Annotated in this window: 20 protein-coding genes; 11 read left to right on the top strand and 9 right to left on the bottom strand. The window is 69.7% G+C overall.

From position 1 onward, the window contains the following. The first annotated feature begins 42 nt into the window (after nucleotides 1-42). The 5 genes from Q1B08_RS12925 to Q1B08_RS12905 all read left to right on the top strand — a co-directional run bounded on the left by Q1B08_RS12925 (nucleotide 43) and on the right by Q1B08_RS12905 (nucleotide 6,980). The gene (locus tag Q1B08_RS12925; RefSeq protein WP_299819379.1) at nucleotides 43-336 is read left to right on the top strand and encodes a hypothetical protein; all 294 of its coding nucleotides are present in this window, start codon (nucleotides 43-45) and stop codon (nucleotides 334-336) included. Next, on the top strand, nucleotides 333-728 hold the full coding sequence (locus Q1B08_RS12920) for a PIN domain-containing protein (RefSeq protein WP_299819376.1): 396 nt from the start codon (nucleotides 333-335) through the stop codon (nucleotides 726-728). The genes Q1B08_RS12925 and Q1B08_RS12920 overlap by 4 nt, the downstream gene beginning before the upstream one ends. A gap of 138 nt (nucleotides 729-866) precedes the next feature. Further along, a complete protein-coding gene (locus Q1B08_RS12915; RefSeq protein ID WP_299819531.1) occupies nucleotides 867-2,279 on the top strand; it encodes a mannose-1-phosphate guanylyltransferase/mannose-6-phosphate isomerase in 1,413 nt (470 codons plus the stop codon). Between the two features lie 123 nt (nucleotides 2,280-2,402). Further along, nucleotides 2,403-3,302 carry a sulfotransferase gene (locus tag Q1B08_RS12910; RefSeq protein WP_366140020.1) on the top strand — a complete coding sequence of 300 codons (900 nt, stop codon included), beginning with the start codon at nucleotides 2,403-2,405 and terminating at the stop codon, nucleotides 3,300-3,302. A 486-nt stretch (nucleotides 3,303-3,788) separates the two neighbouring features. Beyond that, complete coding sequence (locus Q1B08_RS12905; protein ID WP_299819370.1) at nucleotides 3,789-6,980, top strand: right-handed parallel beta-helix repeat-containing protein; 3,192 nt, start codon at nucleotides 3,789-3,791, stop codon at nucleotides 6,978-6,980. Between the two features lie 138 nt (nucleotides 6,981-7,118). Here the strand turns inward: Q1B08_RS12905 and Q1B08_RS12900 are convergent, their stop codons facing one another. Further along, nucleotides 7,119-8,105: a ParB N-terminal domain-containing protein gene (locus Q1B08_RS12900; protein WP_299819367.1), complete on the bottom strand. Its 987-nt coding sequence runs from the start codon at nucleotides 8,103-8,105 to the stop codon at nucleotides 7,119-7,121. A 130-nt stretch (nucleotides 8,106-8,235) separates the two neighbouring features. Further along, the gene (locus Q1B08_RS12895; RefSeq protein ID WP_299819364.1) at nucleotides 8,236-9,627 is read right to left on the bottom strand and encodes an AAA family ATPase; all 1,392 of its coding nucleotides are present in this window, start codon (nucleotides 9,625-9,627) and stop codon (nucleotides 8,236-8,238) included. A gap of 459 nt (nucleotides 9,628-10,086) precedes the next feature. Between Q1B08_RS12895 and Q1B08_RS12890 the strand changes: the two genes are divergently transcribed. The 3 genes from Q1B08_RS12890 to Q1B08_RS12880 all read left to right on the top strand — a co-directional run bounded on the left by Q1B08_RS12890 (nucleotide 10,087) and on the right by Q1B08_RS12880 (nucleotide 14,132). Then, nucleotides 10,087-11,091, top strand: a complete 1,005-nt coding sequence (locus Q1B08_RS12890) for a replication initiator protein A (RefSeq protein ID WP_299819361.1) — start codon at nucleotides 10,087-10,089, stop codon at nucleotides 11,089-11,091. Between the two features lie 107 nt (nucleotides 11,092-11,198). Further along, nucleotides 11,199-12,368: an AI-2E family transporter gene (locus Q1B08_RS12885; protein ID WP_299819358.1), complete on the top strand. Its 1,170-nt coding sequence runs from the start codon at nucleotides 11,199-11,201 to the stop codon at nucleotides 12,366-12,368. A gap of 123 nt (nucleotides 12,369-12,491) precedes the next feature. Next, the gene (locus Q1B08_RS12880; protein WP_299819355.1) at nucleotides 12,492-14,132 is read left to right on the top strand and encodes a hypothetical protein; all 1,641 of its coding nucleotides are present in this window, start codon (nucleotides 12,492-12,494) and stop codon (nucleotides 14,130-14,132) included. A 161-nt stretch (nucleotides 14,133-14,293) separates the two neighbouring features. On the opposite strand, the gene Q1B08_RS12875 is transcribed toward Q1B08_RS12880, so the two are convergent. Further along, nucleotides 14,294-15,055 carry an acyltransferase gene (locus Q1B08_RS12875; protein ID WP_299819352.1) on the bottom strand — a complete coding sequence of 254 codons (762 nt, stop codon included), beginning with the start codon at nucleotides 15,053-15,055 and terminating at the stop codon, nucleotides 14,294-14,296. Between the two features lie 22 nt (nucleotides 15,056-15,077). Continuing rightward, a complete protein-coding gene (locus Q1B08_RS12870; RefSeq protein WP_299819349.1) occupies nucleotides 15,078-16,112 on the bottom strand; it encodes a lysylphosphatidylglycerol synthase transmembrane domain-containing protein in 1,035 nt (344 codons plus the stop codon). A gap of 241 nt (nucleotides 16,113-16,353) precedes the next feature. Here Q1B08_RS12870 and Q1B08_RS12865 point away from each other — a divergent pair, with 241 nt between their 5' ends. Further along, complete coding sequence (locus Q1B08_RS12865; protein ID WP_299819346.1) at nucleotides 16,354-17,352, top strand: NAD-dependent epimerase/dehydratase family protein; 999 nt, start codon at nucleotides 16,354-16,356, stop codon at nucleotides 17,350-17,352. Between the two features lie 112 nt (nucleotides 17,353-17,464). On the opposite strand, the gene Q1B08_RS12860 is transcribed toward Q1B08_RS12865, so the two are convergent. Genes Q1B08_RS12860 through Q1B08_RS12845 form a run of 4 tightly spaced genes read right to left on the bottom strand, consistent with a single transcriptional unit; the run spans nucleotide 17,465 to nucleotide 21,937 of the window. Further along, complete coding sequence (locus tag Q1B08_RS12860; RefSeq protein ID WP_299819343.1) at nucleotides 17,465-19,009, bottom strand: FAD-dependent oxidoreductase; 1,545 nt, start codon at nucleotides 19,007-19,009, stop codon at nucleotides 17,465-17,467. After that, nucleotides 19,009-19,818, bottom strand: coding sequence for a class I SAM-dependent methyltransferase (locus Q1B08_RS12855; protein WP_299819340.1), 810 nt, complete (start codon nucleotides 19,816-19,818; stop codon nucleotides 19,009-19,011). The genes Q1B08_RS12860 and Q1B08_RS12855 overlap by 1 nt, the downstream gene beginning before the upstream one ends. Further along, nucleotides 19,815-21,107 (bottom strand): glycosyltransferase family 4 protein, encoded by a 1,293-nt coding sequence (locus Q1B08_RS12850; RefSeq protein ID WP_299819338.1) that lies wholly within the window; start codon nucleotides 21,105-21,107, stop codon nucleotides 19,815-19,817. Before Q1B08_RS12850 ends, Q1B08_RS12855 begins: the two co-directional genes overlap by 4 nt. Continuing rightward, complete coding sequence (locus Q1B08_RS12845) at nucleotides 21,104-21,937, bottom strand: hypothetical protein (RefSeq protein WP_299819335.1); 834 nt, start codon at nucleotides 21,935-21,937, stop codon at nucleotides 21,104-21,106. The genes Q1B08_RS12850 and Q1B08_RS12845 overlap by 4 nt, the downstream gene beginning before the upstream one ends. Before the next feature lie 566 nt (nucleotides 21,938-22,503). Here Q1B08_RS12845 and Q1B08_RS12840 point away from each other — a divergent pair. Next, the gene (locus Q1B08_RS12840; RefSeq protein ID WP_299819332.1) at nucleotides 22,504-23,457 is read left to right on the top strand and encodes a glycosyltransferase family 2 protein; all 954 of its coding nucleotides are present in this window, start codon (nucleotides 22,504-22,506) and stop codon (nucleotides 23,455-23,457) included. A gap of 63 nt (nucleotides 23,458-23,520) precedes the next feature. Continuing rightward, nucleotides 23,521-24,561: a glycosyltransferase gene (locus Q1B08_RS12835; protein ID WP_299819329.1), complete on the top strand. Its 1,041-nt coding sequence runs from the start codon at nucleotides 23,521-23,523 to the stop codon at nucleotides 24,559-24,561. Between the two features lie 100 nt (nucleotides 24,562-24,661). On the opposite strand, the gene Q1B08_RS12830 is transcribed toward Q1B08_RS12835, so the two are convergent. Next, nucleotides 24,662-25,482 (bottom strand): sialate O-acetylesterase (locus Q1B08_RS12830; RefSeq protein ID WP_299819326.1); only part of this gene is annotated, 821 nt, incomplete at its 5' end.

Genomic DNA, 25,482 nt, shown 5'->3' with positions numbered 1-25,482 from the left:
CAGCAGGTCCGCAGCAGGCCGGGGACGCATCCGATGCATCACATGACGATCCGCAACGTCGATCCGGCCGTGAAGGCGGCGCTGGAAGCCCGCGCCCGCGCCGAATCGATCTCCCAGAGCGAGGCCGCGCGACGCGCGCTGGCCCGCGGACTCGGCGTGAAGATCCCCCGTCGCGACCTCGGCGGGCTGGGCGCGGAACTTCTCGACCCCGCGCCGCGCGCCGCGCTCGGCCGCATCGACTGGACCGCGCCGGCCTTCACCGACGCGGAACTCGACGCGATGATGGCGGAGGAGACGACGCGCAGCGGCACGGACCGGGATCCGGCAAAGACGTGATCCTCGATACGGTGGCGCTCGTCCGCCTGCTCGAAGGAACGCTCGACGCCGGGACCGTGGCCGATCTGGAAGCGGCCGAAACGCTCGCGGTCGGCGCCGTGTCCTTCTTCGAGATCAACCAGAAGGTCCGCATCGGCAAGCTCGGCCTGCCGGCCTTCGGACCCGACCGGATCGCGGCGATCGCCGCGCGGGGGATCGCCGTCCTTTCCGCGGACGGGACGGTGATGGCGCGGGCGGCCGCGATGACGTGGCACCATAACGGCCGCGACCACCGCGACCCGTTCGATCGCATCGTCGCCGCGACGGCGCTCGAGCGCGGCCTGCCGGTGGTGACGAGCGATGCCGCTTTCGCGGATCTCGCCGCCGCGGGCCTCGTCCTGCGACCGATCTGAGGCGCGACCGCTTCGCCCGGCGCCGTCGCGTGTCGCCGGCCCGGCATTGTCCTTCGCCTCTCATCGAACTTGCCATCCGGGCTCATGATCCGCATGGAAAGAGGACGCCCTGCCCCACGACCCCGAGGTTTCCCCATGATGATTCAGCCCGTCATTCTTTGCGGTGGTTCGGGAACGCGGCTCTGGCCCTCCTCGCGCAAGGCCTACCCGAAGCAGTTCACCCCCCTTCTCGGCGAGCGCAGCCTTTACCAGGAAACGCTGCGCCGCTTCTCGGGCGAGGGTTTCGCCGCGCCGCTGGTGATGACCGGCGAGGCGTTCCGCTTCATGGCCGGCGAGCAGGCGCAGGCGATCGGACTGATGGATGCCCGCGTGGTGATCGAGCCCGCCGCCCGCGACACCGGCCCCGCGATCCTCGCCGCGGCGCTGATGCTGGAGGACGCGCCCGACACGCTGATGCTCGTGGCGCCCTCCGACCACGTGATCGGCGACGTGCCGGCCTTTCTCGAAACGGTCGCGCGCGGCGCCGAGGCCGCGACGCCCGGAACGCTCGTCACCTTCGGCGTCACCCCCGACCGGCCCGAGACGGGCTACGGCTATCTGGAGCTCGCCCGTCCGCCCGCGGACGGCGCGGCCGTGCCGCTCCGGAGCTTCCGCGAGAAGCCCGACGAGGCCACGGCGCGGGGCTTCCTCGAGGCCGGCACGTATCTGTGGAACGCGGGGCTGTTCCTGTTCCGGGTCGCGGACGTGATCGCCGCCTTCGAGCGCCACGCCCCCGACCTTCTGGAGCCCTGCCGCGCGGCGATCGCCAAGGGAAAGGACGACCTCGGCTTCCTGCGCCTCGACGCGGAGAGCTACGGCGAGGCCCAGGCCATCTCCTTCGACTACGCGGTGATGGAACATGCCGAGACCGTCGCCGTCGTCCCGCTCGCCGGCGCCTGGTCCGACCTCGGCTCCTGGGACGCGCTCTGGCAGGCGCGGGAGCCGGACGCGAACGGGCTCGCCACCGACGGGCCGGTCACCGCCATCGACTGCGCCGACAGCTACCTGCGCTCGGAGGAGGGCTCGGTCCATCTCGTGGGGCTCGGGCTCGAGGGCGTGGTCGCCGTGGCCATGCGCGACGCGGTGCTCGTCGCGTCGAAATCGCGCGCGCAGGACGTGAAGGCCGTGGTCTCGGCGCTGCGCGCGGCGAAGGTGAGCCAGGCCGACGACTATCCCCGCTTCCACCGCCCCTGGGGCTGGTACGAGACGCTCTGCCTCGGCACCCGCTTCCAGGTGAAGCGGATCATGGTGCGCCCCGGCGGCGTGCTCTCGCTCCAGAGCCACATGCACCGCTCCGAGCACTGGGTCGTGGTCGAGGGCACGGCGGAGGTGACGCGGGGCGAGGAGGTGAAGCTCGTGACCGAGAACCAGGGCGTCTACATCCCGTTGGGCACCGTCCACCGCATGGCCAATCGCGGCCGGCTGCCGATGTACCTCATCGAGGTCCAGACCGGCGCCTATCTCGGCGAGGACGACATCGTCCGCTACGAGGACGTCTACGACCGGACCTGACGCGCGTTCGGGCGTCGGTCCGGAAGATGCCGGCGCCGAGCCGGCGCCCCCCGGCTTTCTTATGGATCGGCGCAATTCTTCGTGGGCCGGAGCGGCGATTCCAGAAAACCCTTCGAAAGGGCCATGCACATGCAGGCGACGACCGGACCAACCGCTTTCGCGATCATCGTGGGGTCGATGAAATCGGGATCGAGCTCGCTGTTCGATCTCCTGCGGCTGCATCCCGCGCTCTGTCCCTGCGTGGAGAAGGAGCCGCAATACTTTTCGGGTCCCTATCAATGGGGCCGGGGTTGGGACTGGTATCGCGGACTCTATGAAGGCTTCGATCCGACCGTTCACCGTTACGGCCTCGAGGCGAGCACCGATTACGCCAAGCTTCCCTACATGGACCACGTCTTCGAGCGTATGAAGCGCCGCCCGGATGTCCGATTCCGCTTCGTCTACATCATGCGCCATCCGATCGCCCGCATCGTGTCCCACCACAAGCACGCGGCCCTGACCGGCTACGAGTTGGGACATACGCGACCGGACCGGACGGACTTCTCCTTCGACGCAGGCGGCGTGAGCTCCGTCGCGATCGACCTGACGCGATATGCCCGCCATCTGGACGCATATGTGGACGCCTTCGGGAGGGACGCCATTCTTCCTGTCCTCTTCGAGGACATGCTGGCGGATCCACAGACAGTTCTAGATACGGTCTGCGATTTCTTGGAGATCGCGCGCGTATCGAACTCCGACTTGCCGAAGTCGAACGAAGCCTCCGCGAAGTTCTCCGATCCGACCTGGCACAAGCTGTCGAACGTCCGAATGCTCCGTCGAATAGCCCACGGAGTCGTTCCCAAATCCGTTCGTCATCGATTGTACCTGTCGCAGAGCGCCAGATCGAATGCCCTGACACAAGGCCGTTTCGAAATGGTTCGGAACGAAGAAGCCTTCGTTCTCGAGGAACTCCGGGACGACCTGAAGCGCCTCCATGATACCTACGGTATCGATGCCGCAACGAGATGGTCCATCACGGCATAGAACCGGCCAATCAACGCACGACAATCATAGGCGGAATCGTCTCCAAAACCGGTTCCGACCGTTCGCACGTCAACTTTCGGCCCTGCCAAGCCGATCCGCGGACAGCAAGCCCGAAGACGCCCGCTTACCGGCCGTGATCCGCCTGGGGACTGATCGCGAACGGATTTCCGCTCATATCGACGACTGAAACGGCAGGAAAGTTCCGACTCGTAACAGCGCGATTGCGGCAATCGCCATACCGGATAGACCCGTCTTCGGCCTTCGGGTGCCGAGTTCACCGGGACGCGCGAGAGGCGCGGCGTCCCCCCACAACCTCGGAACATCGCGAACGACAAGGTCCACACGGTCCGTCGCCCGGCGCGGCGCGCCGCCTTTCGAGATGCCGGTCCGGGCGAAAGCTGCCGCCATTCGCCCGGACCGCGACGAACACCACCGGATCGCCCGGGCCTATAAAGGCCGGGGATCCACCTTTCGGGAGATCCGAGAATGACCATTACCGACACGTCCGGCCGCACCGCGTCCACGCCGCAGGACGGCATGCTGCAATCCCGGCGCGATCCCGACAGGTGGCTGACCGCCGATGGCGAGATCGTCACCATTCCCGAGATGGAACCGGAGCCGGAACCTGCCCCCGAACCGGCGCCCCGCCCCGATCCGGTCCCGACGCCCTCCCCGGCCCCCGCGCCGGCGCCGGCCCCCGTCGAGCCCGTCGACCCCGAGCCCGTGCCGGCGCCCGAACCGGAACCCGAGCCCGGGACGCCCGTCTCGGAGAAGGACGAAAGGGAGGACAGCGGCAGCCTGCCCCCGCCCGTCGTCGCCCCCCCTGCCCCGGAGCCGCAGCCCGAGCCGGCACCGGTCGAGCCGGCACCGATCGAGCCCGAGCCCATGCCGGAACCCGAACCGGCTCCGAGCCCCGAGCCCGAAACGCCGGTCTCCGAGGACGACGGCAAGGGTGACCTGCCGCCGCCCGTCGTCGCGCCTCCGGCACCCGAGCCGACCCCGGCACCCGAGCCGATCCCCGCCCCTACCGGTCCGGTCCTCGACACCAATCTCGGCTCCGTGTCCGGCGGTCGCGTGACGCTGCTCGAGGTGGGCAACGGCAAGACGGTCACCGACATCCGGATCGCCGAGCAGCCCGGCTTCGGCCATGCCTCGGCCACCCCCGACGGGCAGATCGCCCTCGTCCTGTCGGGCACCTCGAATACCGGCCGGATCACGTTCGACTACGACGTCGCCTACGCGGACGGCACCGCCGAGCGCTACAGCGCCGACCTCTCGGTCACCGCCCCCGCCCAGAAGGCCGGCTGGGGCCTGGGCGAGCATTACATGCTCGCGACCGACAGGAGCGACGACGTGGTCGTGGAGACCGGCGAGAACCACCGCAAGGTCTATATCGGGGGCGACGACGCGGCGCTCTCGCGCGCCGACATCGCCCGGATGGAGGGCGTGAGCACCGGTGCCATCGACCAGGGCTGGCTGCTCGACCACCCCGAATACGGCGGTTCCGAAGGCATGGCCGTCGATCAGGAGGTCGGCCTCGACATCTGGGACGGCCTCGTCGGCTGGGCTTGGCAGAAGGGCGGCACCGCCGCGCCCTCCTCGAACTGGCTCCTCTTCGAGCGCGGTCACGACTACGAGGATGTCGGCCGCATCGTCGCCCGCGGCGCCAGCGGCGAGAGCGAGCTGCACCCGCTGCACATCACGTCCTGGGGGCCGGGCGAAAAGCCCGGACTCGAGGGGGACTTCAAGATATTCCAGGAAAACAGCGACAACGTTGTCATCTCCAACGTCGCACTCGACAGCCAGTTCATGGCACTGCAAAGCGAAAACATGATCTTCGACAACGTCGCGTTCCGCAACGAGCAGGTCGTGCTTCAGAACGTCGATACCTACACGATCCGCAACTCGGAAATCGCCGACATCACGCTCGACGCCCCGCGGGCCAACGGCACGTGGGACAAGACAAGCGGGCTCTATTCCTCCGATACGGACGGGCTCCTGATGGAGGGTAACTTCATCCATCACAACGGCTGGTCGGAAGATTACCAAGAACTCGGGGGCGGCCTGCCGCCGGAAACGGTGAGCCACAACGTCTACCTGCAATATTCCACCCGGGACGTCACCTTCCGCGACAACTACGTCTCGCAGGGCGCCTCCTTCGGCGCCCAGTTCAGGGGCGGGGCCCATATCGAGGACAACGTTTTCGTCGATAACAACGCTGCGCTCAACGTGCTGGGCGGTGATTACGGCGGCCGAGGACCGGTCGGCAACTTCTCGTTCCTTTCGGGCAACGTCGCGACCTCCGCAGGCTACAAGCCGACGAAGGCCGGAGCTTTGTCGCTCGGTATCGACAACGCAGCGCTCGAGACGACGCTGGTCGACAACATCGTCGCGCATCTCGCCGATCCGAACGACGATGCCGAGTTCGCGGAAAAGCTCTGGAACCACGGCGGATTGAAGGACGGCGACGGCGCCTATTCCAATGACACGATCGTCTACAACTGGACCGGCTCCCGCTACAACGACGACCGCCACAGCGCCGACAAGAACACCGGCGAAGTGGACTGGGCGACCGCGGACCGGACCACGATCCAGAACTTCGCCGCGGACGTGACCGGCAACCCGGACGCGATGATCGCCGATCTGGCCGACTACCTGGCCCCGCTCGCCGCGCGGGACGACGCGCGGATCACCGTGGACGACATCGTGGCCTACTTCCAGGACGGCTTCGGCATGGCGCGGGACGCCGACACGTTCGGCAGCCACCGCTTCGTGCCCACGGACATCGCCGACGGGGTCCGCTGGGACAACCGGGTGAACTGGGAGCACGACGTGCTGCCGGGGCAGGGCGACGATGTGGATCTGGGCGGCCACCGCGTCCTGTCGGGCACGGTCACGGCCGGGATCGGGCGGCTGGAGCTCGGCGAGGACGGCGGCCTGCGCATCACCGGCGGTCGGATCGACGCGGCCGGGGGCGTGTCCGCGGGGAATGCCGGCGGGCGGATCGAGGTCGACCGCGCCGGGCAGTTCTGGACCAACGGACAGGCGGACGACGACGCGCTCACGATCGACGTGGCCGGCGGGCGCTTCGCCAATACCGGGCGGATCGACGGGCCGGTGGAGATGTCGATCTCCGACAACGGGCAGGTCCTTCTGGGAACGTCGGGCGACACGTTCGACCTTGTGTCGGGCGGCGCGCTCCGGATCGACGGCAGCCGGGCGGAGGTCGGCTTCGACGGTGCGGATGGGGGCAGCGCCGTGCTGCGGCTCGACGCGGACGGCACGCTCGGCTTCGCCTCGGATGCGGGCGGGCTCGCGGAGATCGCGGAGTTCCGCTCCGGCGCCTTCGGGGACAGCCCGAACGTCCGCTCGGGCGTCAATCTCGGCGGCGGCACGCTGGAACTCGACCTGTCGGGCGGCATCGCCAACGGGCGGCACACGCTGATCGCGGCGGACGAGATCGTCGGAAGCTTCGGCGAGGTCCAGGTCGAGGGCCTGTCGGGCCGGCGCGGTTACGACATCGAGATCGACTACGCGGCCGACACAGTGACGCTGGTCGTGGGATCGTCGGGCGACGCGCGCGAGGAGATCCGCTATCTCGGCGAGGCCGTGGAGACCAGCGTGGACGGGCTTCTCGGCGCATTGACCGACGGTCTCGGCGGCTGGGACATGGTCTAGACGCGCCTCCGAGGCACCAGGCCGGACGGATTTCGCGTTTCGCGCGCGAAATCCGGGAAGACAAAGTACTGTTTAATAAAAATAAAACGCCCGCAGAACCGGATTCTGCGGGCGTTTCGCATGCGAAAGGGAGCGAAGTCAGGCGCGGGCGGCGAGCCAGTCGCGCAGGGCGGCGCGGGTCTCGGCATCGAGGCCGGGGCCGGCCAGGGTGACGCGGTCGCGGCCCGACTGGAGGAAGATGCCCGGCGCGAGCTCCTCGCCGCGGGGCGCCTTCGGGGCCGGGGCCTTGCGCAGCGCGCGCTCGAGCGTGTCGCGCTCCTGCGCCGCGTCCTGCGCGTCGCGGTTGCGCAGCGCGTCGCGCAGGCGGCCGGCGAGCGTGGGGTCGGATTGCAGCGCGCCGGCGAGCGCGAGGCCCAGCTTCTCGGGGATCGCCGCGCCGAAGCGGAGCTGCTCGCCCAGCCGGTCGTGGAGCGCCACGAAGCTCGCGATCTTGGAGCGCTTCGAGGCACTCGCGCGCGCGTAGAGCCCGGCGATGGCCGCGCCCACGTCCGGGAAGACTTCGATCCGCGCGGCCTCGGAGGCGAGCCGCGCACGTTCGTAGAAAGACAGCCCGGCCCGGATCTCGTTCTCCTCGACCATGCCGAGATAGGCCTCCGCGGCGCTCTCGGGTTCGCGCACGAGCGCGTCGACATGGGTGAAGCGCTCCTCGCCCGTCTCCTCGTGGAGCCGCTTCAGCGCGGCGACGCGGCGCCAACCGGAGATCAGCCCGAAGCGACCGCTGCGGAGCGCCACGACCTCGATCGGGGTCTGCTGGCCGCGGGCGCGCAGGCTCTCGACGAGGGCGCGCATCTCCTCCTCGTCCACCACCATGCGGTCGCGGATCAGGTGGTCGTCGGCGATGCGGATCACCGGCACGGACTGGATCAGGCGGCCCGAGGCACGCGCGTCGCCCAGCTCGGCGGCGATCGCGTCGAGCGCGGCGCGCGCCGCGCTCTCGCCCGCCACCTCGGCGATCGGCGCGCCGGCGCGGGGCCGCTCGGGTCCGGGCATCGAGCCCGGACGGGAAGAGAGATACTGGATCGGAGCGTCCGGATCCGCCGGGCTCAGACGTTTGCGCTTGGCCATAAGGCTCTCCGTCCTGGATCGTGGGATTCCGGGCAGGATGGCCCGGAGCGCCAAGCCTGCATAGGGTTTCGTGCGCGTCGTTTCGCATGCGAAACGGCGCGGCGACCGGATTGCGACGCCCCCCGGGTGCTCATTCCGCCGCCCGTTCGGCGTCGCGCGCGGCGAGCTCGTCGCGCCGCCAGATGCCTACGAGGAGCTTCTTGAACTCGGCATAGGTGGCATCGAAGGTGGCGCGACCGCGCACATAGGTGTCGCGGTTGAAGTCGCGGTAATCGGCCTCGTAGATGCCGCGCGCCTGTTCGCCCGACTGGCCGATCAGCGCGGTGAAGTCCTGCCGGTAGGGCGACAGCGTGCGGCCGAGATAGGCCTGCATCAGCCCTGCCATCTCGGCCTGCTGGCCGGCGTCGTAGCGGGTGATGAGGGTGCGCACCGCGTCCCACTCGAAGGCCATCTCCTCGCGCCCCAATGCGCGGGCGGCGACGTTCTCGCCCTCTTCGATGGACTGGAACGTGGCGTGGAGCATGTCGAAGAACCGCCCTGTGGAGTCGAACTCCACGAAGGAGGCGCCCATCGGCACAAGGAGGATATCGGCCGCCGAGAGCCCGTTGATCGTCAGGTAGCCGAGCGCCGGGGGCGTGTCGAAGAAGACGAGGTCGTAATCGTCCAGCACGCCGTCGGCTTCGAGCGTCTCGGAGAGCGCGTCCCAGAGCTTCCAGCCGCGCGAGGCCATGCGCCAGACGGGAATCTGGAACTCTGCCCAGTAGAGGTTGAGCTGCGCGCCGACGAGGTCGATGTTGGGCCAGTGGGTGCGCTGCACGAGGTCGGCGGCGCGGATCTTGAGCGCCTCCGACAGCGTGTCGTCGAGGGGCAGGGGGGCCTCCCCCCGGTCCATCCGCCGTTGGTTGTCGCTCTGCAGATGGCGCGCGTAGTGCCGTGCGAGAAGGGGATAGATCGTCTGCCACTCGTCGGCGACCTGCGCCCCGAAGATCGACGACATGGAGCCCTGGGAGTCGAGGTCGACGACAAGCACCCGGTAGCCGTCGAGCGCGGCCGACATGGCGAGATGGGCGCAGGTGGAGGTCTTGCCGACACCGCCCTTGAAGTTCGCGACGGCGACCATCTTGGCGGGCAGATCCTTCGGCCGGTAGGGGCGGTAATCCTTGGCCTTGGATCCTTCCGCGGCGAAATGCGCGCGCAGGCGCAGCACCTCGTCGAGCGTGAACCACTTGGCGCCGCCCTCGGTCTCCGCCCGGCCCTGCGGCAGGTCGGGGTTCTGCCGAAGCACCCGGCGGAAATGGGCGGGGGCGACGGGGATCAGGTAGCGGGCGATCTCCCAGGTGGAGAACAGCCGGAGCCGGCGCGCTCCGCTTTCGTCGAGTCCGCGGCCCGCGAGATCGGCCCGGCCGCGGGCGCAGCCTTCGGCGATGGCGGCGAAGCGGGCCGTGTCGGTCGGCTCCCCGAGCGCGGCCATGGCCGCGTCGGGGGCGATGTTGAAATAGGGCGGCAGGTCGTCGTCGGGCATCGTTCGTCCCCGAATGTCACAGGTTTCGTTCCGTGTGACACAAATGATGTGACACCGAAAGGGTCGTGTGACCCGCTTTCTATTCCAAATAAAATCAGGGGGTTGCGCCAAGTGCCCGACGACATGTCGCGAAGATCCGCTCAGCCGAGTTCTGTTATTATCCGTTATTTAAATGTTACGCGATCAGAGGCGTTCGCGATAGCCCGCGATATCAGGAACTTCGGGGCGCTTCGGGAGGTGAAGGTGAATCCGATCCCACGATAGGGCGATTCCGATACCACGTGTCGGGCGATTCCGATCCCCCGATCGCGGCGGACAATGCTGGACGGACTTATCCACAGACCTTAGGCTCGGGCGTCAATGAAACCCCGAATCCCGCGAAGACGGGCCCACGGGGGCGATCGAGCAGAAAGCAGTGATCATGCACGTGCGAAGCGTTCGGATTCCCTGGCGGGACCGGTGAGCGGAACCCTGGCCTCCGGCCCCCCCGAGCGGCGTCCCGCCCCGGCGCGCGACTTCTTCGTGTGCGACTTCCTCGGCGCGGTCCCCAAGCACGACCTCGCGGCGATGGAGCATCCGCTCTTCTCGCTCTCGACCCGGCCGGACCGGCGCATTCTCGACTACGAGCACAACGGCTGCCACGTGACGATCGTGCCGTCCGTGAAGGGGCGCGCGACGATCTTCGACGCCGACATCCTGATCTTCTGCATCAGCCAGCTGATGGCGGCGCTCAACGCGGGGCGCGAGGTGGCGCGCACGCTCACGCTCACCGCGCACGACCTGATGGTGGCCACGGGACGCGAAACCTCCGGCGACGGCTACCGGCGGCTGCGCGACGCCTTCGAGCGGCTCGCCGGGACGCGCATCACCACCGACATCTCCACCGGCGACACCGAGACGACGACCGGTTTCGGCCTGATCGAGAGCTGGCAAATCGTGCGGCGGACGCGGGCGGGGCGCATGGTCTCGGTCAGCGTGACCCTGAGCGAATGGCTCTACCGCGCGGTCCTGTCGAAATCGGTGCTGACGCTGAGCCGGGATTACTTCCGGCTCCGCAAGCCGCTCGAGCGGCGGCTCTACGAGCTCGCGCGCAAGCATTGCGGCCGGCAGCCCGAATGGCAGGTCTCGGTCGCCACGCTGTGCAAGAAATGCGGCTCGGCCTCGCCGCGCCGCGTTTTCCGGGCGATGCTCCGGGAGATCATCGCCCGGGGCAACATCCCCGACTACGACCTCGAGGAGGTGGCGGGCGACGTGATCCGCGTCACCCCGCAGCGCCTCGTCGAGACTGCCCGCGCGCCCACCCTGCGTCCCGAAACGCTGGAGACGGCCCGCGCCCGCGTCCCCGGCGCCGACATCTACGCGCTCGAGGCGGAATGGCGCGACTTCTGGACCGCGACGGGGCGCCCCGCGCTGCGCAGCCCCGACCGCGCGTTCCTGGGCTGGCTCGCCAAGCGGGCGGGCTAGGGGCGGCCGGGGAACAAACGCCACCGAACCCCGTTCGTCCTGCGATCCTGGGTTTCCGCGCGCGTTTGTCCTCCGGCTTCCCGACCCCCCCAAGCGGAAGCCCGTCCATGCCGCCCCTCGATCCCGTGCCGCCCGCCGCCTCGTCCCCGTCCGCGTCCGAAGAGGCGGCAGATCCCGCGGTCGCGCTTCTTGCGGCAACGCGGCGCTCCAACGGGCTGATGGCGGGCATCCTGCTGCTGCTGGCGGGCGGCGCGCTTTATTCGGCGGCGGCGTTCTTCATGCCGGTCGTGCTGGCGCTCCTCCTCGCGCTCACTCTTTCGCCCCTGGTGCGCGCGCTGCATCGCCGGGGTCTGGGCGAGGGGTTGGCCGCGGGGCTCGTGGTGCTGGCGCTGACGCTCGGCATCGCCGGGGCCTTCGGCGCGCTCGGCACGCCCTTCTTCGACCTCGTCGACGACGCGCCGCGGATGGCGGCCGAGGTGCGTGAGAAGTTCGAGGAGCTCCGCGACCCGCTCGCCACCGTGACCGACATGGCCGAGCAGGTGGAGGGCGCCACGGGCGGCGGCACGGGCGTCCAGCAGGTCACCGTGCAGCAGCCGGGCATCCTGAGCCAGGTCGCGGGCTCGGCGCTCTCGATCCTGACCACGACGGTGATCGTCGTCATCCTGACGCTGTTCCTTCTGGCGAGCGGCGATCACTTCTCCGAGCAGATCGTGAAGTCCTTCGGCTCGCTCCACGACAAGAAGCGCGCGCTCCGGACGGTGCGCGACATCGAGGGCGAGATCTCGCGCTACCTGCTCACGATCACCGCGATCAATGCGGGGCTGGGCGTGGCCGTGGGGCTCGCCATGTGGGCACTCGACATGCCGACGCCGCTTCTGTGGGGCGTGCTCGCCGCAGTGGTGAATTTCCTGCCCTATATCGGCGCGCTCGGGGGCATCGCGATCGTCGCCGTGGTCTCGCTCGCGACCTTCGAGACGATCGGCGCGGCGCTCCTGCCGCCGCTCGCCTATTTCGCCTGCACCGCCATCGAGGGGCAGTTCGTCACCCCCACGGTGGTCGGGCGACGGCTCCGCATCAACACCGTCGCGGTCTTCGTCGCGGTGGCGTTCTGGTCGTTCCTGTGGTCGATTCCCGGCGCGCTGATGGCGGTGCCGATCCTCGTCTTCCTGAAGGTGCTGTGCGACAATGTCCCGGGCCTTCACGGGCTGGGCCGGTTCCTGTCGGCGGAGGCCGACGACGCGCCCGAGCCCCCCGCCTCGCTTTCGGTCGGACCCTGACGGGCGGCGCGGCGCCCGCCGCGCGCGTTGCAATGTCACCTTCCGGCCGCTAGCGTTCGGGTATTGTCCGACACGTCTTCCCGGCGTGGTTTAAGTCTTTTGCAAGTAATTCGATCTCTTAGAGTGTCGGCATATGGCGTTTTCCAGATCTCCGGCTTCGACGTGACCTCCACCCCTTCCCGGTCCGCGCGGCGCCCGGCCACGGGCCCCGGCCTCTGGGCCACGGCGCTCGGCCTTTGCCTTCTCGCGCTCGTCTTCCGCACGGGTCTCCTGACGAGCTCCGCGCAGTTCGACGAGCTCTACCATTTGCTCGGCGCGCGGGGCTGGATCGAGACCGGCCGGCCGGCGATCCTCGACGGCGAATACACCCGCACGGGCTGGTTCACCTTCGCGATCGCCGCGCTCTTCGAGGCGACAGGGCGGGACAGCCTCCTTATCGGACGCCTGTTCTCGCTCCCGCCGGGCATCCTCGCGGCGCCGGTCCTGTTCGTGTGGCTGCAGGCGCGGGCGGGCTGGGCGGCCGGGATCGGGGCGGGCCTTCTGGCGGTGTTCTGGCCGCAGGGGATCATCGAGGCGCAGACGCTGCGCTTCTATTCCTGGCACAGCTTCACGTTCCTCCTGGGCGCGATCGCGGCCTTCGAGGCGGCCCTCGCCACCGCCCCGCGGACCCGGCTCCTTTGGGCGGCGGGCGCGGCGCTGTGTCTCGCGGTGGCCTTCTATCTGCAGATCACCACCGCAATCGGGCTGGCCGGCATCCTCGTCTGGCTCGCCGGCGCGCTTCTGCTGCCCGCGATCCTCGTCCGGCGCCATCCTCGGGCCATCCTGGCCGGGATCGCGCTGCTCGGGGTCGCGCTCGCGGCGCTGGCGCAGGCGACGGGTGTTCTGGGAACGTTGTGGCACACCTATCGCTGGACCCCGCTCTGGCTCGCCGACAAGCAGAACGACGTGATGTTCTACCACGGCGTCCTGGTGACCATGTACCCGACGCTCTGGCCGCTCTTTCCCTTGGCGGCGATCGTCGCGATGGGCCGGCACGCGCGGCTGGCCTCCTTTTGCCTCGTCGTGTTCGGGGCGATCCTCGTCGGACAGACCTTCGGCGGCATGAAGACGGAGCGCTACCTGTCCTACGGGATGCCGTTCTTCTTCGCGGTATGGGGCCTCGCCGCCGCCGCGATCGTGCCGCTCCTCGGCCGGCTGGCGGCGGGCGCCGCCCGCGAGGTCGATCCGACGCGGGGCCGGCTGGTCCTGCCGGCGCTGGTCCTCGCGGCCCTGTTCGCGGCGCTGACCAACCCCTTCTTCGAGCGCTCCATCGACGCGCTGCGCGGCCGCACCAACAGCCCGCTGCCCGACGAGAACTGGGACGGCGTGGCGGCCTCGCTCGGCGACTGGAGCGAGTTGCCGTTCCGGATCACGATGCGCGAACTGCAGACCATCGCGGAGCTCGGGGATTACGACCTCCTCTACGGGCCGAGCCGGCTGACCGAGCTGCCGAGCCAGACGTCGTTCGCAATCGACCCCCGCACCGGACGCCCGGTGATCGGCGAGACCGAGACGCTGGCCCGGGTCCTCGACTGCGTACCCGAGGGCCTGTTCCTGACCAGCGAGAATTCCTGGTTCCGGCAGGGCGCGATGCAGGCGCTCGGCCCGGTCTTCGCGGCGAACGGGCGCGCGATCGAGACCCGGTTCGGCGACAGCGTCTTCGCGCTGCGCTGGCAGGGGGGCGGGACCGGCGATCCGGCCGCCTGCGCGGCGTTGCCGATCTGAGGCGACGGACGATGGGGTCGATCCGGATTACGTGATCGCCCCCCCCCTCCGCCGTGAGGTCGGGTGGCCTCCGACCGTTCCCTGCGCGGGGACATCTCTATCCGCGGGCGGGGCCGCCCTTTCCGTATCTCGCCTGCATGTCGATCTTGTTGTCGGAGGTTTCAGCTCCGCCGGCCGATCTCGCGGGCGGGGATGCCGCCGACGATCGTGTTGGGCGCCACGTCCTTCGTGACCACCGCGCCCGCGCCCACGATGGCGCCGTCGCCCACGCGGACTCCGTCGAGGACGCGCACGCCGGCGCCGAGCCAGACATCCGAGCCGATCACCGTCGGCCCCTTGCTCACGAGGCCCTGCGCCACCATCGGCCCCCGGCCCAGCTCCGTGAGGTAGCGGCCGCCGCCGATATAGCATTGCCCGGCCACCAGCACGTCGTCGCCGAGCGTGATCCCGTTGGTGCCGCTCAGCGTCGATTGCGCCCCGATCGAGCAATTCCGTCCGATCCTGAGCCCGCCGCTCTTGACCACGAGGAGCACGTCGCGCGCGACGAGCGTATCGTCGCCGATCTCGAAGCGGTCGTCCGGCCCCACGCCGCGCGCGTCGAGGGTGCAGTTGTCGTCGATCGCGATCCGGTCGCCGAGCACGATCCGCGCCGGGCAGCGCAGGATCAGGTTGCGGCCGAAATTGACCCCCCGGCCCGCGCGCGCGACGAGCCCGGGGAAAAGCCGGCCGCGCAGCGCGTAGCCCGCCGCGCCGGGCATCGGACCGGCGAGCGTGACGGCGAGCTCGTAGCGCAGGAACGCGCCGAACCCCGGGCGGCCGACGAAGAAGGCCTTGTACTTTGCGTAGCCCGAGCCCTCGGCGGCGAGCTCGGCGATCAGGTATTGCTTCTCGGGACGATGCGGGGTCTCGGGGTCTCGGGTCACGGCTATTCTCCGATCTTGTTCGTCAGCGCCGGCGCAGCGCGTAGAGCCCGCCGCCCAGCAGGCCGAACACGAGGAAGATGCCGTATTCGATCCAGGCCAGCGCCACCGCCTCGGCCGGCGCCACGCCCCACTGGCCCAGCAGAAAGACGAACACGCCCTCGCGCACGCCGATCCCGTTGATGCTGATCGGCAGCATCATCACGAAGATGGCCACTGGCGCGATCACGAAGAAGCTGGCGTAATCCACCGGCAGGCCGAGCGCGCGGCCGATCGACCAGTAGAACGTGATCACGGTGAGCTGGAGCACGAAGGACAGCGCCAGCGCCTGCGCGAGCACGCCCCTTGCGTCGCGGTAGGTGACGAGCGCCTCGGCGATCTTCGCGACCCGCCCCCGCACCATCGCCGGCAGCCGCGCCAGCCCGGCCGCGCCGAGCCGCAGGCTCAGCCGCGACGGCAGCAGGATCTGCGCGATCAGCGCCACCAGCACCACGAACACGGCTGCGACGTAGAACCCGATCCCGGGCAGGCGCGCCGAGATCTCGGCCGACAGCAGCACCCCGCCGAACGTCAGCGTGGCCAGCGCCAGAAGCCCAAACAGCCGGTCGAGCACCAGCGACATCACCGCCAGCCCGGTCGTGGCGCCGGCCCGCCAGGCGTCGTAGCCGCGGATCACGTCGCCGCCGATGATCGTCGGCATGAACTGCCGGAAAAAGCCCGAGACCAGCATCGAGCCCCACAGATAAGGCCAGCCCGGCGTCACCCCCCGCGCGGCGAGAAGCCCCCGCCAGCGCAGGGCGGTGATCGCCGGGCCCACGAGCTGCAGCCCGAGGGCGAGGGCGATCCAGCGCGGATCGACACCGGCCATCGCGTCCAGCACCGCGCCGAGCTCGGCCTGCCACAGGATCAGGGCGATGAGCGCCACGGAGGCCGCGATCCGGATCCACGTCCAACGGCGCGAGCCGGGCCTTGCGGGGGCGAAGGCCTCGAACTCGGCGCCGATCGGGGCCTCCGCCGTGTCGGCCGGGTCGGACCGGCCTGAAGTCCCTGCGTCGCGCATTCCGTCACCTCCGGGCGGTCCCGCACGCCCGTGCGGAGGATCGGCGCCCCGCGTGCGGAGCGCAACCGCCTCATGGGGGCCATAGGGCCGAAGGGTGAAGATAACGACACCGGCGGGCGGGGTCTTCCGTAAACCGTTTCGCATGCGAAAACTTGCGGGACCGCAGCCATGCCTGTAGGCCCGAAACCATCTCCGGGGCCGGATTCCGCCCCGGATTTCGCGCGCGAAGAGGACGTATTCGATGGCCGGATTCTGGAGCGACCGACAGGTTCTCGTCACCGGGGCGGGCGGGTTCACCGGCAGCCATCTGGCCCGCCGTCTGGCCGCAGAAGGGGCGCGGGTGCGGGCCTTCGTGCGCCGCGGCGGCTCGCGTCGGGACCTGCCGCCGGAGGTCGAGGTCTTCGAGGGCGACCTGACCGACGCGGCCGATTGCGCGCGCGCGGTCGAGGGCGCCGACACGGTGTTCCACGTCGCCGCGGTGTTCCGGCAGGTGGGCGGCGGGCGCGCGGTGCTCGAGGCCGTCCATGTGGACGCGACCGACCGGCTGATCCGCGCGGCGCGGGACGCGGGCTGCCGCCGCTTCGTGCATACCTCGACCATGGGGGTGCACGGGCACGTCAAGCGGGGGCCGGGCGACGAGACCACCGAGTTCTCGCCGGGCGACGATTACCAGGAGACCAAGCTCGAGGGCGAGCTGCTCGCCCGCCGGGTGGGCGACGAGATCGGCCAGCCCTGGACCGTGGTGCGCCCCTGCGGGATCTACGGGCCGGGCGACACGCGGTTCATGAAGATGATCCGCCCGATCGCGCGCGGCCGCTTCGTGATGATCGGCGACGGCACACCGCATTACCACTTCGTCTATATCGACGACCTCGTGGAGGGCTTCCTGCTCGCGGGCGAGAAGGCCGAGGGCGCGGGCGAGGTGTTCCTGATCGGCGGGCCGTCGAAGCCCACGCTGAACGAGCTCGCGCGCACCATCGCCGAGCTGCTCGGGGTGAAGCCGCCGCGGGCGCGGGTGCCGGTGGGGCTGGTGATGAATGCGGGTCGGCTCTGCGAGGCGCTGTGCAAGCCGCTCGGGATCGAGCCGCCGCTCCATCCCCGCCGCGTGGCCTTCTTCACCAAGAACCGCGACTTCGACCTGTCCAAGGCGCGCGAGAAGCTCGGCTACGCGCCGAAGGTCGATCACCGCGAGGGGTTCCGGCGGGTGATCGAATGGTCGCGGGGGCAGGGGCTGCTCTAGGCCTCGTTCCGCGCGGCGGCACGCCGGGGCTGGCTGTTCCGCAACCTGATTGCGGGACGTCGCCCGCCGCGACCTGCGCCTCCGGCATTTCCGCCAGGACGATGCGGCGCGCTCAGGCCGCGGCGGCGGGGCCGCGGTGGCGGGCGAGGGTGGCGCGCGTCTCCGCCAGTTCCCGGTCGCGGCGGGCCTCGTTCCAGTCGAGGGCTCCGGCCATCGCGCGGGCGGCGGCGTCGAGCAGGGGTTCGGTCATCCGGCCGGTCTCGGCCAGGCGGGTGCGGCGGAACACGACGTCGCCCAGATGCAGCGCCATGCCGTCCCGGATCTCCTCCCGGCAGCGCGCGGCCAGTGCGTCCGCGTCGGCGGGGTCGTCCACGAGCGTCGCCTCCGCCAGCGGGCGCGGCGCGGGGGCGGGGGCGGGGCGGTCCAGCCGGGCGGCGGCGTGGTCCACGACGCGCTCGGCCACCAGCCGGGCGGTCGTGTACTTGATGCTGACCACGCTGACGAGCCCGTCCACCCCGTCCGCCGCGCGGTGGTCGATGATCGTGCCGCGCTTGTGCCGCCGGACCTCGCCGCTCCCGCCCACGCCGCTTTTGGCGTCGTCGTCGATCGCGGCGGGGGTGAGGCCCGCATGGCAATAGGCCACGTCGGCGCGGGCGAGGCCGAGCGCGGGGGCGGCCTCGTTCACCTCGGCCAGGAATTCCTGCAGGTCGCCCTCGTCGAAGCGGTAGGTCTCCGGGTCGCCCTCGAAGGGCAGGTGCGCGGTGCCGATCATGGTGCGCGACATCCAGGGGGCGACGAAGAACATCCGCCCGCCCCGGTCGATCACGGCATCGGACTTGCGCCGGCTGACGACGCCGAAGGCCGCGCCCGCCGTCAGGTCGCGGTCCACCACAAGGTTCATCGCCCGCGCGAGTCCCGAGAAGGACGCGGCGGAAAGCTCGTGCCGCGCCCGCCGCGCGAGGCCCGCGGCCCCCGCGCCGGCGCAGTTCAGCGTGAGGCGCGCGCGGATCTCGAAGCTCCGCCCGGTCGCGCGATCCTCGGCCAGCACGCCCTCGACGCGGGTGGCGGGCCCGAGCAGGTCGCGGGCGGCGACGTAGTTCGCGACCTGCGCGCCGTTCGCCGCGGCGTCGTGCAGGAACGCCATCAGCAGGCGGTTCGCGTCGAGGATCTGCCCGTCGTGCCAGGTGCCGCCGCCGCTCATGCCGGACGTGTCGATGCCGGGCATGAGTTCGGCCGCGCGGCGGACCGACAGGACGCGGGCGGCGGGCACCCGGCCGCGTCGGATGCGGGCGGTGAGCGCGTTGTAGAGCATCGCCGCGGCGCCGAAGGCCTCCGGCCCCTTCATGGCATGGCCGTAGAGCGGAATCACGAATTGCCGGGGCACGACCAGCTCGGGCGCGAGGTCCATCCAGTGTCGCCGCTCGCGCGCGGACGACATCAGGCGGGCGATGTCGAGATGCTGGATGTAACGGATGCCGCCATGGATCGTCTTGAGCGAGTTGTGCGAGGTGGCGCCGCCGAAATCGTCCCGCTCGATCAGCGCGACGCGGAGGCCCCGGCGGGCGGCGTCGGCCGCGGCGCAGGCGCCGTAGATGCCGCCGCCCACGACCAGGAGGTCGTAGGGGCCGTCCGCGAAGGCGTCCGGGTCGCGCCGCATCAGGCGGCCTTCCGCACGAAGGCCAGCATGTGGTGGCCCGTGGGTGCGGTGAGCCGGCGGGGCAGGGCGTTGAAGAGGTCGACGAAGGCCAAATTGTAGATCCGCGCCTTGGCGCCCTTGTGGACGAGGGTGCGGACCGGAAAGCGCTCGAAGCGCAGGTCGACCTCGTCGAAGCGGTCGAGCATGGCGCGGAACCGGTCTGGGCCGTACCAGTGGAAGACCGGCGAGTGCAGGTGGTCGATCTCCACCTTCATCGCCCGGTGCAGCGCCCGCATCCAGGAGCGGCGGTTCACCATCATCAGGAGCGCGCGGCCGCCGGGGCGCAGGACGCGGTGGATCTCGGCCACCATGCGTTCGGGATGCGGGGTGAAATGCAGCACCGTGTGGCAATAAACGAAGTCGAAGCTCGCCTCGGGGAAGTCCAGCGCCTCGCCGTCGCCCAGCACGAAGCGCCCCTGGAGCCCGCGCTGCGCGAAGTTCTCCCGCGCGAGCTCCAGGGCGCGGGGCGCGATGTCGAGGCCGGTGACGCGGGCGCCGGCGGCGGCGAAGCGGGCGGTGTCGTTGCCGAGCCCGCAGCCGATGTCGAGCACGTCCTCGCCCGCATGGTCGCCGTAGCCCGCGATCCGGTCGAGATAATCGAGCTTCTCGAAGCGGTAGGCCGCCGTCTCGCGGAAGAAGTCGCGCGTGCCGGGCCTGGCGCGGGTGATCGGCCAGTCGGTGACGTGCTCCTGCCAGTAGGCGCGCACGGCGGCCACGGGGGCGGCGCGCGGCGCGGCCCCGCCCGCGCTCGCGGTGTCGGCGGCGCTCATCGCGACATCGCCGCCCGGACCGGGGGCTCCGCCGGCGTCGCCGGGGCGGGATCGGTCCGTGCCGCCGGATCCCGGGCCGGGGCGAGGCCCGCGCCCAGGCCGATGATCTCGAACAGGCGGCGCATCTTGGCTTCGTAGATCGGGCGCGAATAGCGTTCGCGGTAGAGCGCGCGGGCGGCGGCGACCACGCCCTCGCGACGGGGCGTGTCGGTGAGCGCGGCCGAAAGCCCCCCGGCCATGGAGGCGGGGGTGGGGTCGACCATGAAGCAGACCTCCTCGTCGAGAACCTGGGTGTGCGACAGGATGCGGGTGGCGACGATCGGCTTGCCGCTGTCGAGAAGCTCGTAGATCTTGAGCGGCGTGTTCGAGCCGGTGCTGCGCGGCGAGGTCAGGATGTCGGCGCGCGCCATGCAGGCCTTGGCGCGGACCTGCTCGACCCGGCCGGTGAAGAGGCAATGCCCCTCCAGCCCGTGCCCGTGGGCGAGCGCGCGGTAGCGCTCGACCTGCGCGGGGTTGCCGCCGACCATCAGGAGGAACGCCTCGGGGCAGGCGGCGCGGGCCTGCGCAAAGCCCTCGATCAGGATGTCGAGCCCCTGATAGGCCTCGAACGTGCCGGCATAGACGACGATCGGTCGGTCCGACGGCACCTCGGCGAGCTCCGGCATCGGCGCGTCGGCGGGGCGGGGCGGGGCGTCCTTCAGGCGGACCGGGTCGAAGATCGAGTTCTCGATCAGCAGGTGCCGCGACGGGTCGGGCATCCGCGCCTCGGCGTGACGGGCGAGCTCGGGGCAGATGGTGATCACCGCGTCGGAGGCCTTCAGGCAGGTGTTCTCCAGCCATTCGAACGCGCCGATCACCAGCTTCGAGGTGGTGAACTTGTAGTTCGTCAGCTGCTCGGGAAGGCTCGAATGCATGTCGTAGATGAGCTTGAAGCCGAAGATCGGCTTCAGGAACCGGCTGAAGAAGATGCTTTCCTCGTGGGCATGGACGAAATCGTAGCGGTTGCGGATCAGCAGGCCGAGCGTCCAGAGGATCACGAAGACGTCAAGAAAGAGCTTCGCCGCCGAGGGGCCGATCTTGATCGGCTCGAGAAAACGGATGCGCGGGATGCGGACGATGCGCACCCCGGGGATCACCACGTCCTGCCCTTCGCCGTAGGTGAGCAGGTCGACCCCGATCCCCATCTCGCTGGTCACGAGCGAGCGGTAATAAACGCTGAGCGGCGTGCCGCGCGGCGAGAAGAACGGCTGCGGCGCGATGGCCAGCCCCTTCAGAGGCTTCGAGGTCATGGCGATATCCCGTGTTTGCGCAGTTGCATGCGAATCTGGTTGCCCGCGAAGGGCAGGGCCCCCGTGGTCCTGCCATAGACGGGCGGCGATGTCGCGAGGGCGGCGAGCCGCGCCTTGAGGCTCGCGCCGGGGCGGTCCGGGTCGAGCGCGGCGTCGAGCACGAAGCCGAAGCCGCCCGCGCGCGTCTCCTGACCGGGCAGGGGCAGGGGGTCCGAGCCGGGCAGGACGACGCGGCCCGCCGCCTCCGCTTCCGCGAGGAGCCGGGGCCGCGGGCCGGCGCGGCCGCCGTTGTCGCCCAGAAACAGCGTGCCGGGCGCGGCCCGCGCCACCGCCGCCCGCACCCGGGCGCCGCGCGCGCCGAGCCACTTGCCGAAGCCCCAGGGCAGCACGGCGAGCGCGCCGGCCGCCGCGACCCGCGCCAGCGCATCTGCGAGCGTTCCGCCGTCGGGAAAGGTCGCGCCGGTGCCGAGAGCCAGCACCTCGAGCCCGCCCTCGGTGACGATCTGCCGCCCGGCCAGGAGCCCCAGCGGCGCCTGTCCGTCGCGATGGGCCAGAAGGCAGAGCGGGTCGCCGGTCGGGCGGAGACGCCAGCCGCCCGGGCCGGTTTCCGTCGCCGCCTGTTCGGCGAGCTCGGCGAAGGCGTGGTCCGCGGCGGTCTCGGTCAGGAGCAGCCATCCGGGCGTGTCCGGGTCGAGCCCCCGCGCGGCGGCGGCGCGGCGGACGTTCGCTGCCGCGGCGTCAAGGAACGCCGCGCGATCGAAGCGCGGATAGATGTGGACATGGGCATCGACGAGGAGCGGCCCCGGTCCGAGGGGGGCGGTCCCGGTCATCGCAGGCGCCCCGGAATCAGCGATCCGGTCGGCCGATTCCCGCCACGAACGACACGATTCGCTCGCATGGACCGCGCCGACCCGACGTCAGACAGACCCAAGCGATTCGCCAAAATGTGGCATAAAAGTGTCATGGGTGGCCGCTCCGGATCATCGGGCCCGTCCCGGGCCGTCCGCAGCCCGCCGGCCCGGGCAACAATCCTCCCCCGTATCCGCAGGAACGGCACGGATCGGCCGTCAGGACGGGGCACTTCAACGCGAGGAATTGAAAGATATGGATTTTTCTCTCCGAATCCGGGACGGCGGCAGCGATTCGGAGGCATGGACTTCCCCGGCATCGCGACGCGGACACCAACGATGCGACATCGATAGATCAAGAGTTAAGATGGGGAAGCGTTAAAATTTCATTATCGGATATTGAACACAGCGGGTTAACCTTGGGCTAACGTTAAGCTAGACTCCGGGACGATTAGAGTAGTTCAAGAAGTCAAGGTCGGCGCGACGCCACTTTCGAGCGCCCGGCGGAAGTTTGCTTCGATCTTATTATCTAGGGAGTTCAGCTCCGCATGCCCGACACGTATCGCCATGACGATTGTCCCGGATCGGAAATCGAGATCTCGGTGATCGTGCCGGTCTTCAACGAGGAGGAGAGCGTCTGGCCGCTCTACCGGGCGATCACGGAGGCGCTGACGCCGATGTGGCGCTCCTACGAGATCCTGCTCGTCGACGACGGCAGCCGGGACGCGACCATCGCACGCGCGCGCGACATCGTGGCGGCGGATGCGCGCGTCTCGGTGCTGCGGTTCCGGCGCAATTACGGGCAGACCGCGGCGATGACCGCGGGGATCGAGCATGCGCGTGGCCGCTACCTCGTCACCATGGATGGCGACCTGCAGAACGATCCCGCCGACATCCCGATGATGATCGCCAAGCTCGAGGAGGGCAACGACCTCGTCGTCGGCTGGCGCGAGAAGCGGCAGGACAAGTGGCTGTCGCGCAAGCTGCCCTCGATGATCGCCAACCGGTTGATCGGCCGCGTCACCGGCATCCCGATCCGCGACAACGGCTGCTCGCTCAAGGTCTACCGGGCCGACGTGATCAAGCGCGTGCCGCTTTATTCCGACATGCACCGCTTCATCCCGGCGATGACGATCCCGCTCGGCGCGCGGATCGAGCAGGTGCCGGTGCGCCACCACGCCCGCCGGTTCGGCGCCTCGAAATACGGGCTGTCGCGGATCTTCAAGGTCGTGCTCGACCTGATCACCATCAAGTCGCTGCTGGTCTTCGCCCGACGGCCGGTGACCACGTTCAGCGGCTTCGCCTTCGCCTGCCTCGTCGCCGCGGCGATGTTCCTCGTGCTGCTCCACGACGGTTCCGGTCATCTGGTGGTGGAGATGGCGGTGTTCGGGCTTCTCGCCTCGCTGTCGGTCTTCGTTTTCCTGATCGGGGTGGTGGTGGCGGTCATATTCCAGACCAAGACCTTCTCCATGGCCCGGTTCGACAAGAGCCTCGAACCCTGAATCCGGACGAATACGCACGTGATTTTAGAACCGAACAGTTTTTCTGAAGAAAGGACGTCCCGAATGTCGGTCTCGTCAGTCCTGCCCGTTTCCTCCCTCTCGAACGTCGAATCCTTCGGGATCGCGCCGGAGGTCGATCTGTCGGTCGTGGCCGCCGTACCCGATCTCGAGGTCGCGGCCTCCGTTCTGGCCAAGTACCGTCCGGTCCTCGATGGAATGGGTCTGCGCTACGAAGTGCTCTGCATGGCCGATGCCTCCGGCGAGACGACCGTGGCCGCCCTGAAGGCGCTGGCCCGGGACTGGCCCAATCTCGAGGTCTTCGCCCGCCGGCCCTGGACCGGCGAGGACGGCGAGCTTGGCACTGCCTACAAGCGCGCCCGCGGCCGCCTCGTCCTGACCCTTCCGGGCCGTTCGGAGGTCGCGCCGGAGGAGCTGGAGAAGCTTTTCGCGGCGATCGAGGACAACGACATGGTCGTCTGCGACCGCGACGTCCAGCCGATCAGCGCGAAGCGCCAGTCCTTCCTGAAGAAGACGTTCCGGCTGTTCTTCGGCCATTCGGTCTCGGACGTCTTCTGCCGCGTGCGCCTGAGCCGTCGCGACGTGCTCGAGGAGGTCGGCGGCTTCGGCGTGCGGCAGCACTTCATCCCCGTCATCGCCGCGAGCCGCGGCTTCCGCGTGATCGAGGCCCGCGTGCGCCACGCCGAGCCCGAGCCGCAGGAGGACCGCTTCGTCTTCCGCCCCGTGGGTCACATGCGCGCGCTCTTCGATGCGATGGCGCTTTTCGTGGTGATGAAATTCCTGCACCGCCCGCTGCGCTTCTTCGGCGCGATCGGCGTGCCGGTCTTCCTTGTCGGTCTTCTGGGCACCGTGGCGCTCGTGCTCGGCCGGCTGTTCATGGACGTCTCGCTGGCCGACCGTCCGCTCCTGATCTTCAGCGTCCTGGCCATCGTGCTCGGCATTCAGATCATCGCTCTGGGCCTCATCGGGGAGATCATCATCTTCTCCAACAGCCGGCAACTGAAGCAATACCGGGTCAGCACCATCATCCGCCGCGACAAGTACGGCTCCAAGGTCCGCGAGGTCCCGCAGGGCGAGGAGGATTGAGGGCCTCGTCTGCGTCCTCCGCTCGCAATCACGTGGTTTCGAACAAAAAAGGGCCGGCTCCCCGTGGGGGCCGGCCCTTCTCGTAGCGTCGTCGTGACGATCAGCCCAGGACGTCGGCCACGCTGTCGGCGAGGCGGTCGGCGATGATGCCGTAGCCTTCGTTGTTGAAGTGGATCGTGTCGTAGTGATCGTCCACGTCGGTCGTCCGCGCGCCGAGATAGACGTCGTCCATCGAATTCACGATCCGGCCCTGCGCGTCACGCATCGCGTCGAGCGCGCCCGAAGGCCCGTCGAGCCAGCCGCCATCCTCGGGGAAATCGCCGAGCTGCTGGATGAAGATTGGCAGATCCGGATCGTCGAGTTCGTCGCGCACGTAGTCGAACACCGCCCGCGTCGCCTCGTCGAAGCGGCTCACGGCCTGCGACAGGTTGCTGCGGTTGTCGTTGACGGAACGCGCATCGTCCTCGCCCTGCGCCCAGATGAAGGCGTCGACGTCGCGGCCCGAGGATTCGGCCGACCGGATCATCGACATCGCCCGTTCGAGCTCGGGGCCCGGCCGGTCGCGGTCGACATCCCACCAGTAATCACGGGAATCGGCGTACTGGTTCGATCCGCTGCCCGAGACGGCGACGTTGAGGGCGGTGACGTTGTCGCCGGTCTCCGCATCGAGCGCGCGCTCGAAGACGTCGTTGCCGAGCGATCCGCCGGTGCTGTCGCCGCCGCGACGGTAGAAATGACCCGCCCCGTTCGACTGTCCGGCGAAGACCACCAGATCGGCATCCACCGAGTTCGGCGTCGAAGGGGTGGAGGGCGCGGAAGGGGCCGAGGGCGCGGAAGGCGTGGAGGGCGCGGAGCCGCTGTCGGCCTTTGCGATCTCGATCCAGTCGAAGCGGGCGTATTCGCCGGCGTCGCTGCGGCCGA

The organism is uncultured Jannaschia sp. (assembly GCF_947494025.1).
In the GTDB taxonomy this organism is placed as follows: Bacteria; Pseudomonadota; Alphaproteobacteria; order Rhodobacterales; family Rhodobacteraceae; genus Jannaschia.
The sequence above is the reverse complement of the archived record's forward strand: the minus strand, read 5'-3'. Positions and strand labels throughout refer to the sequence as shown.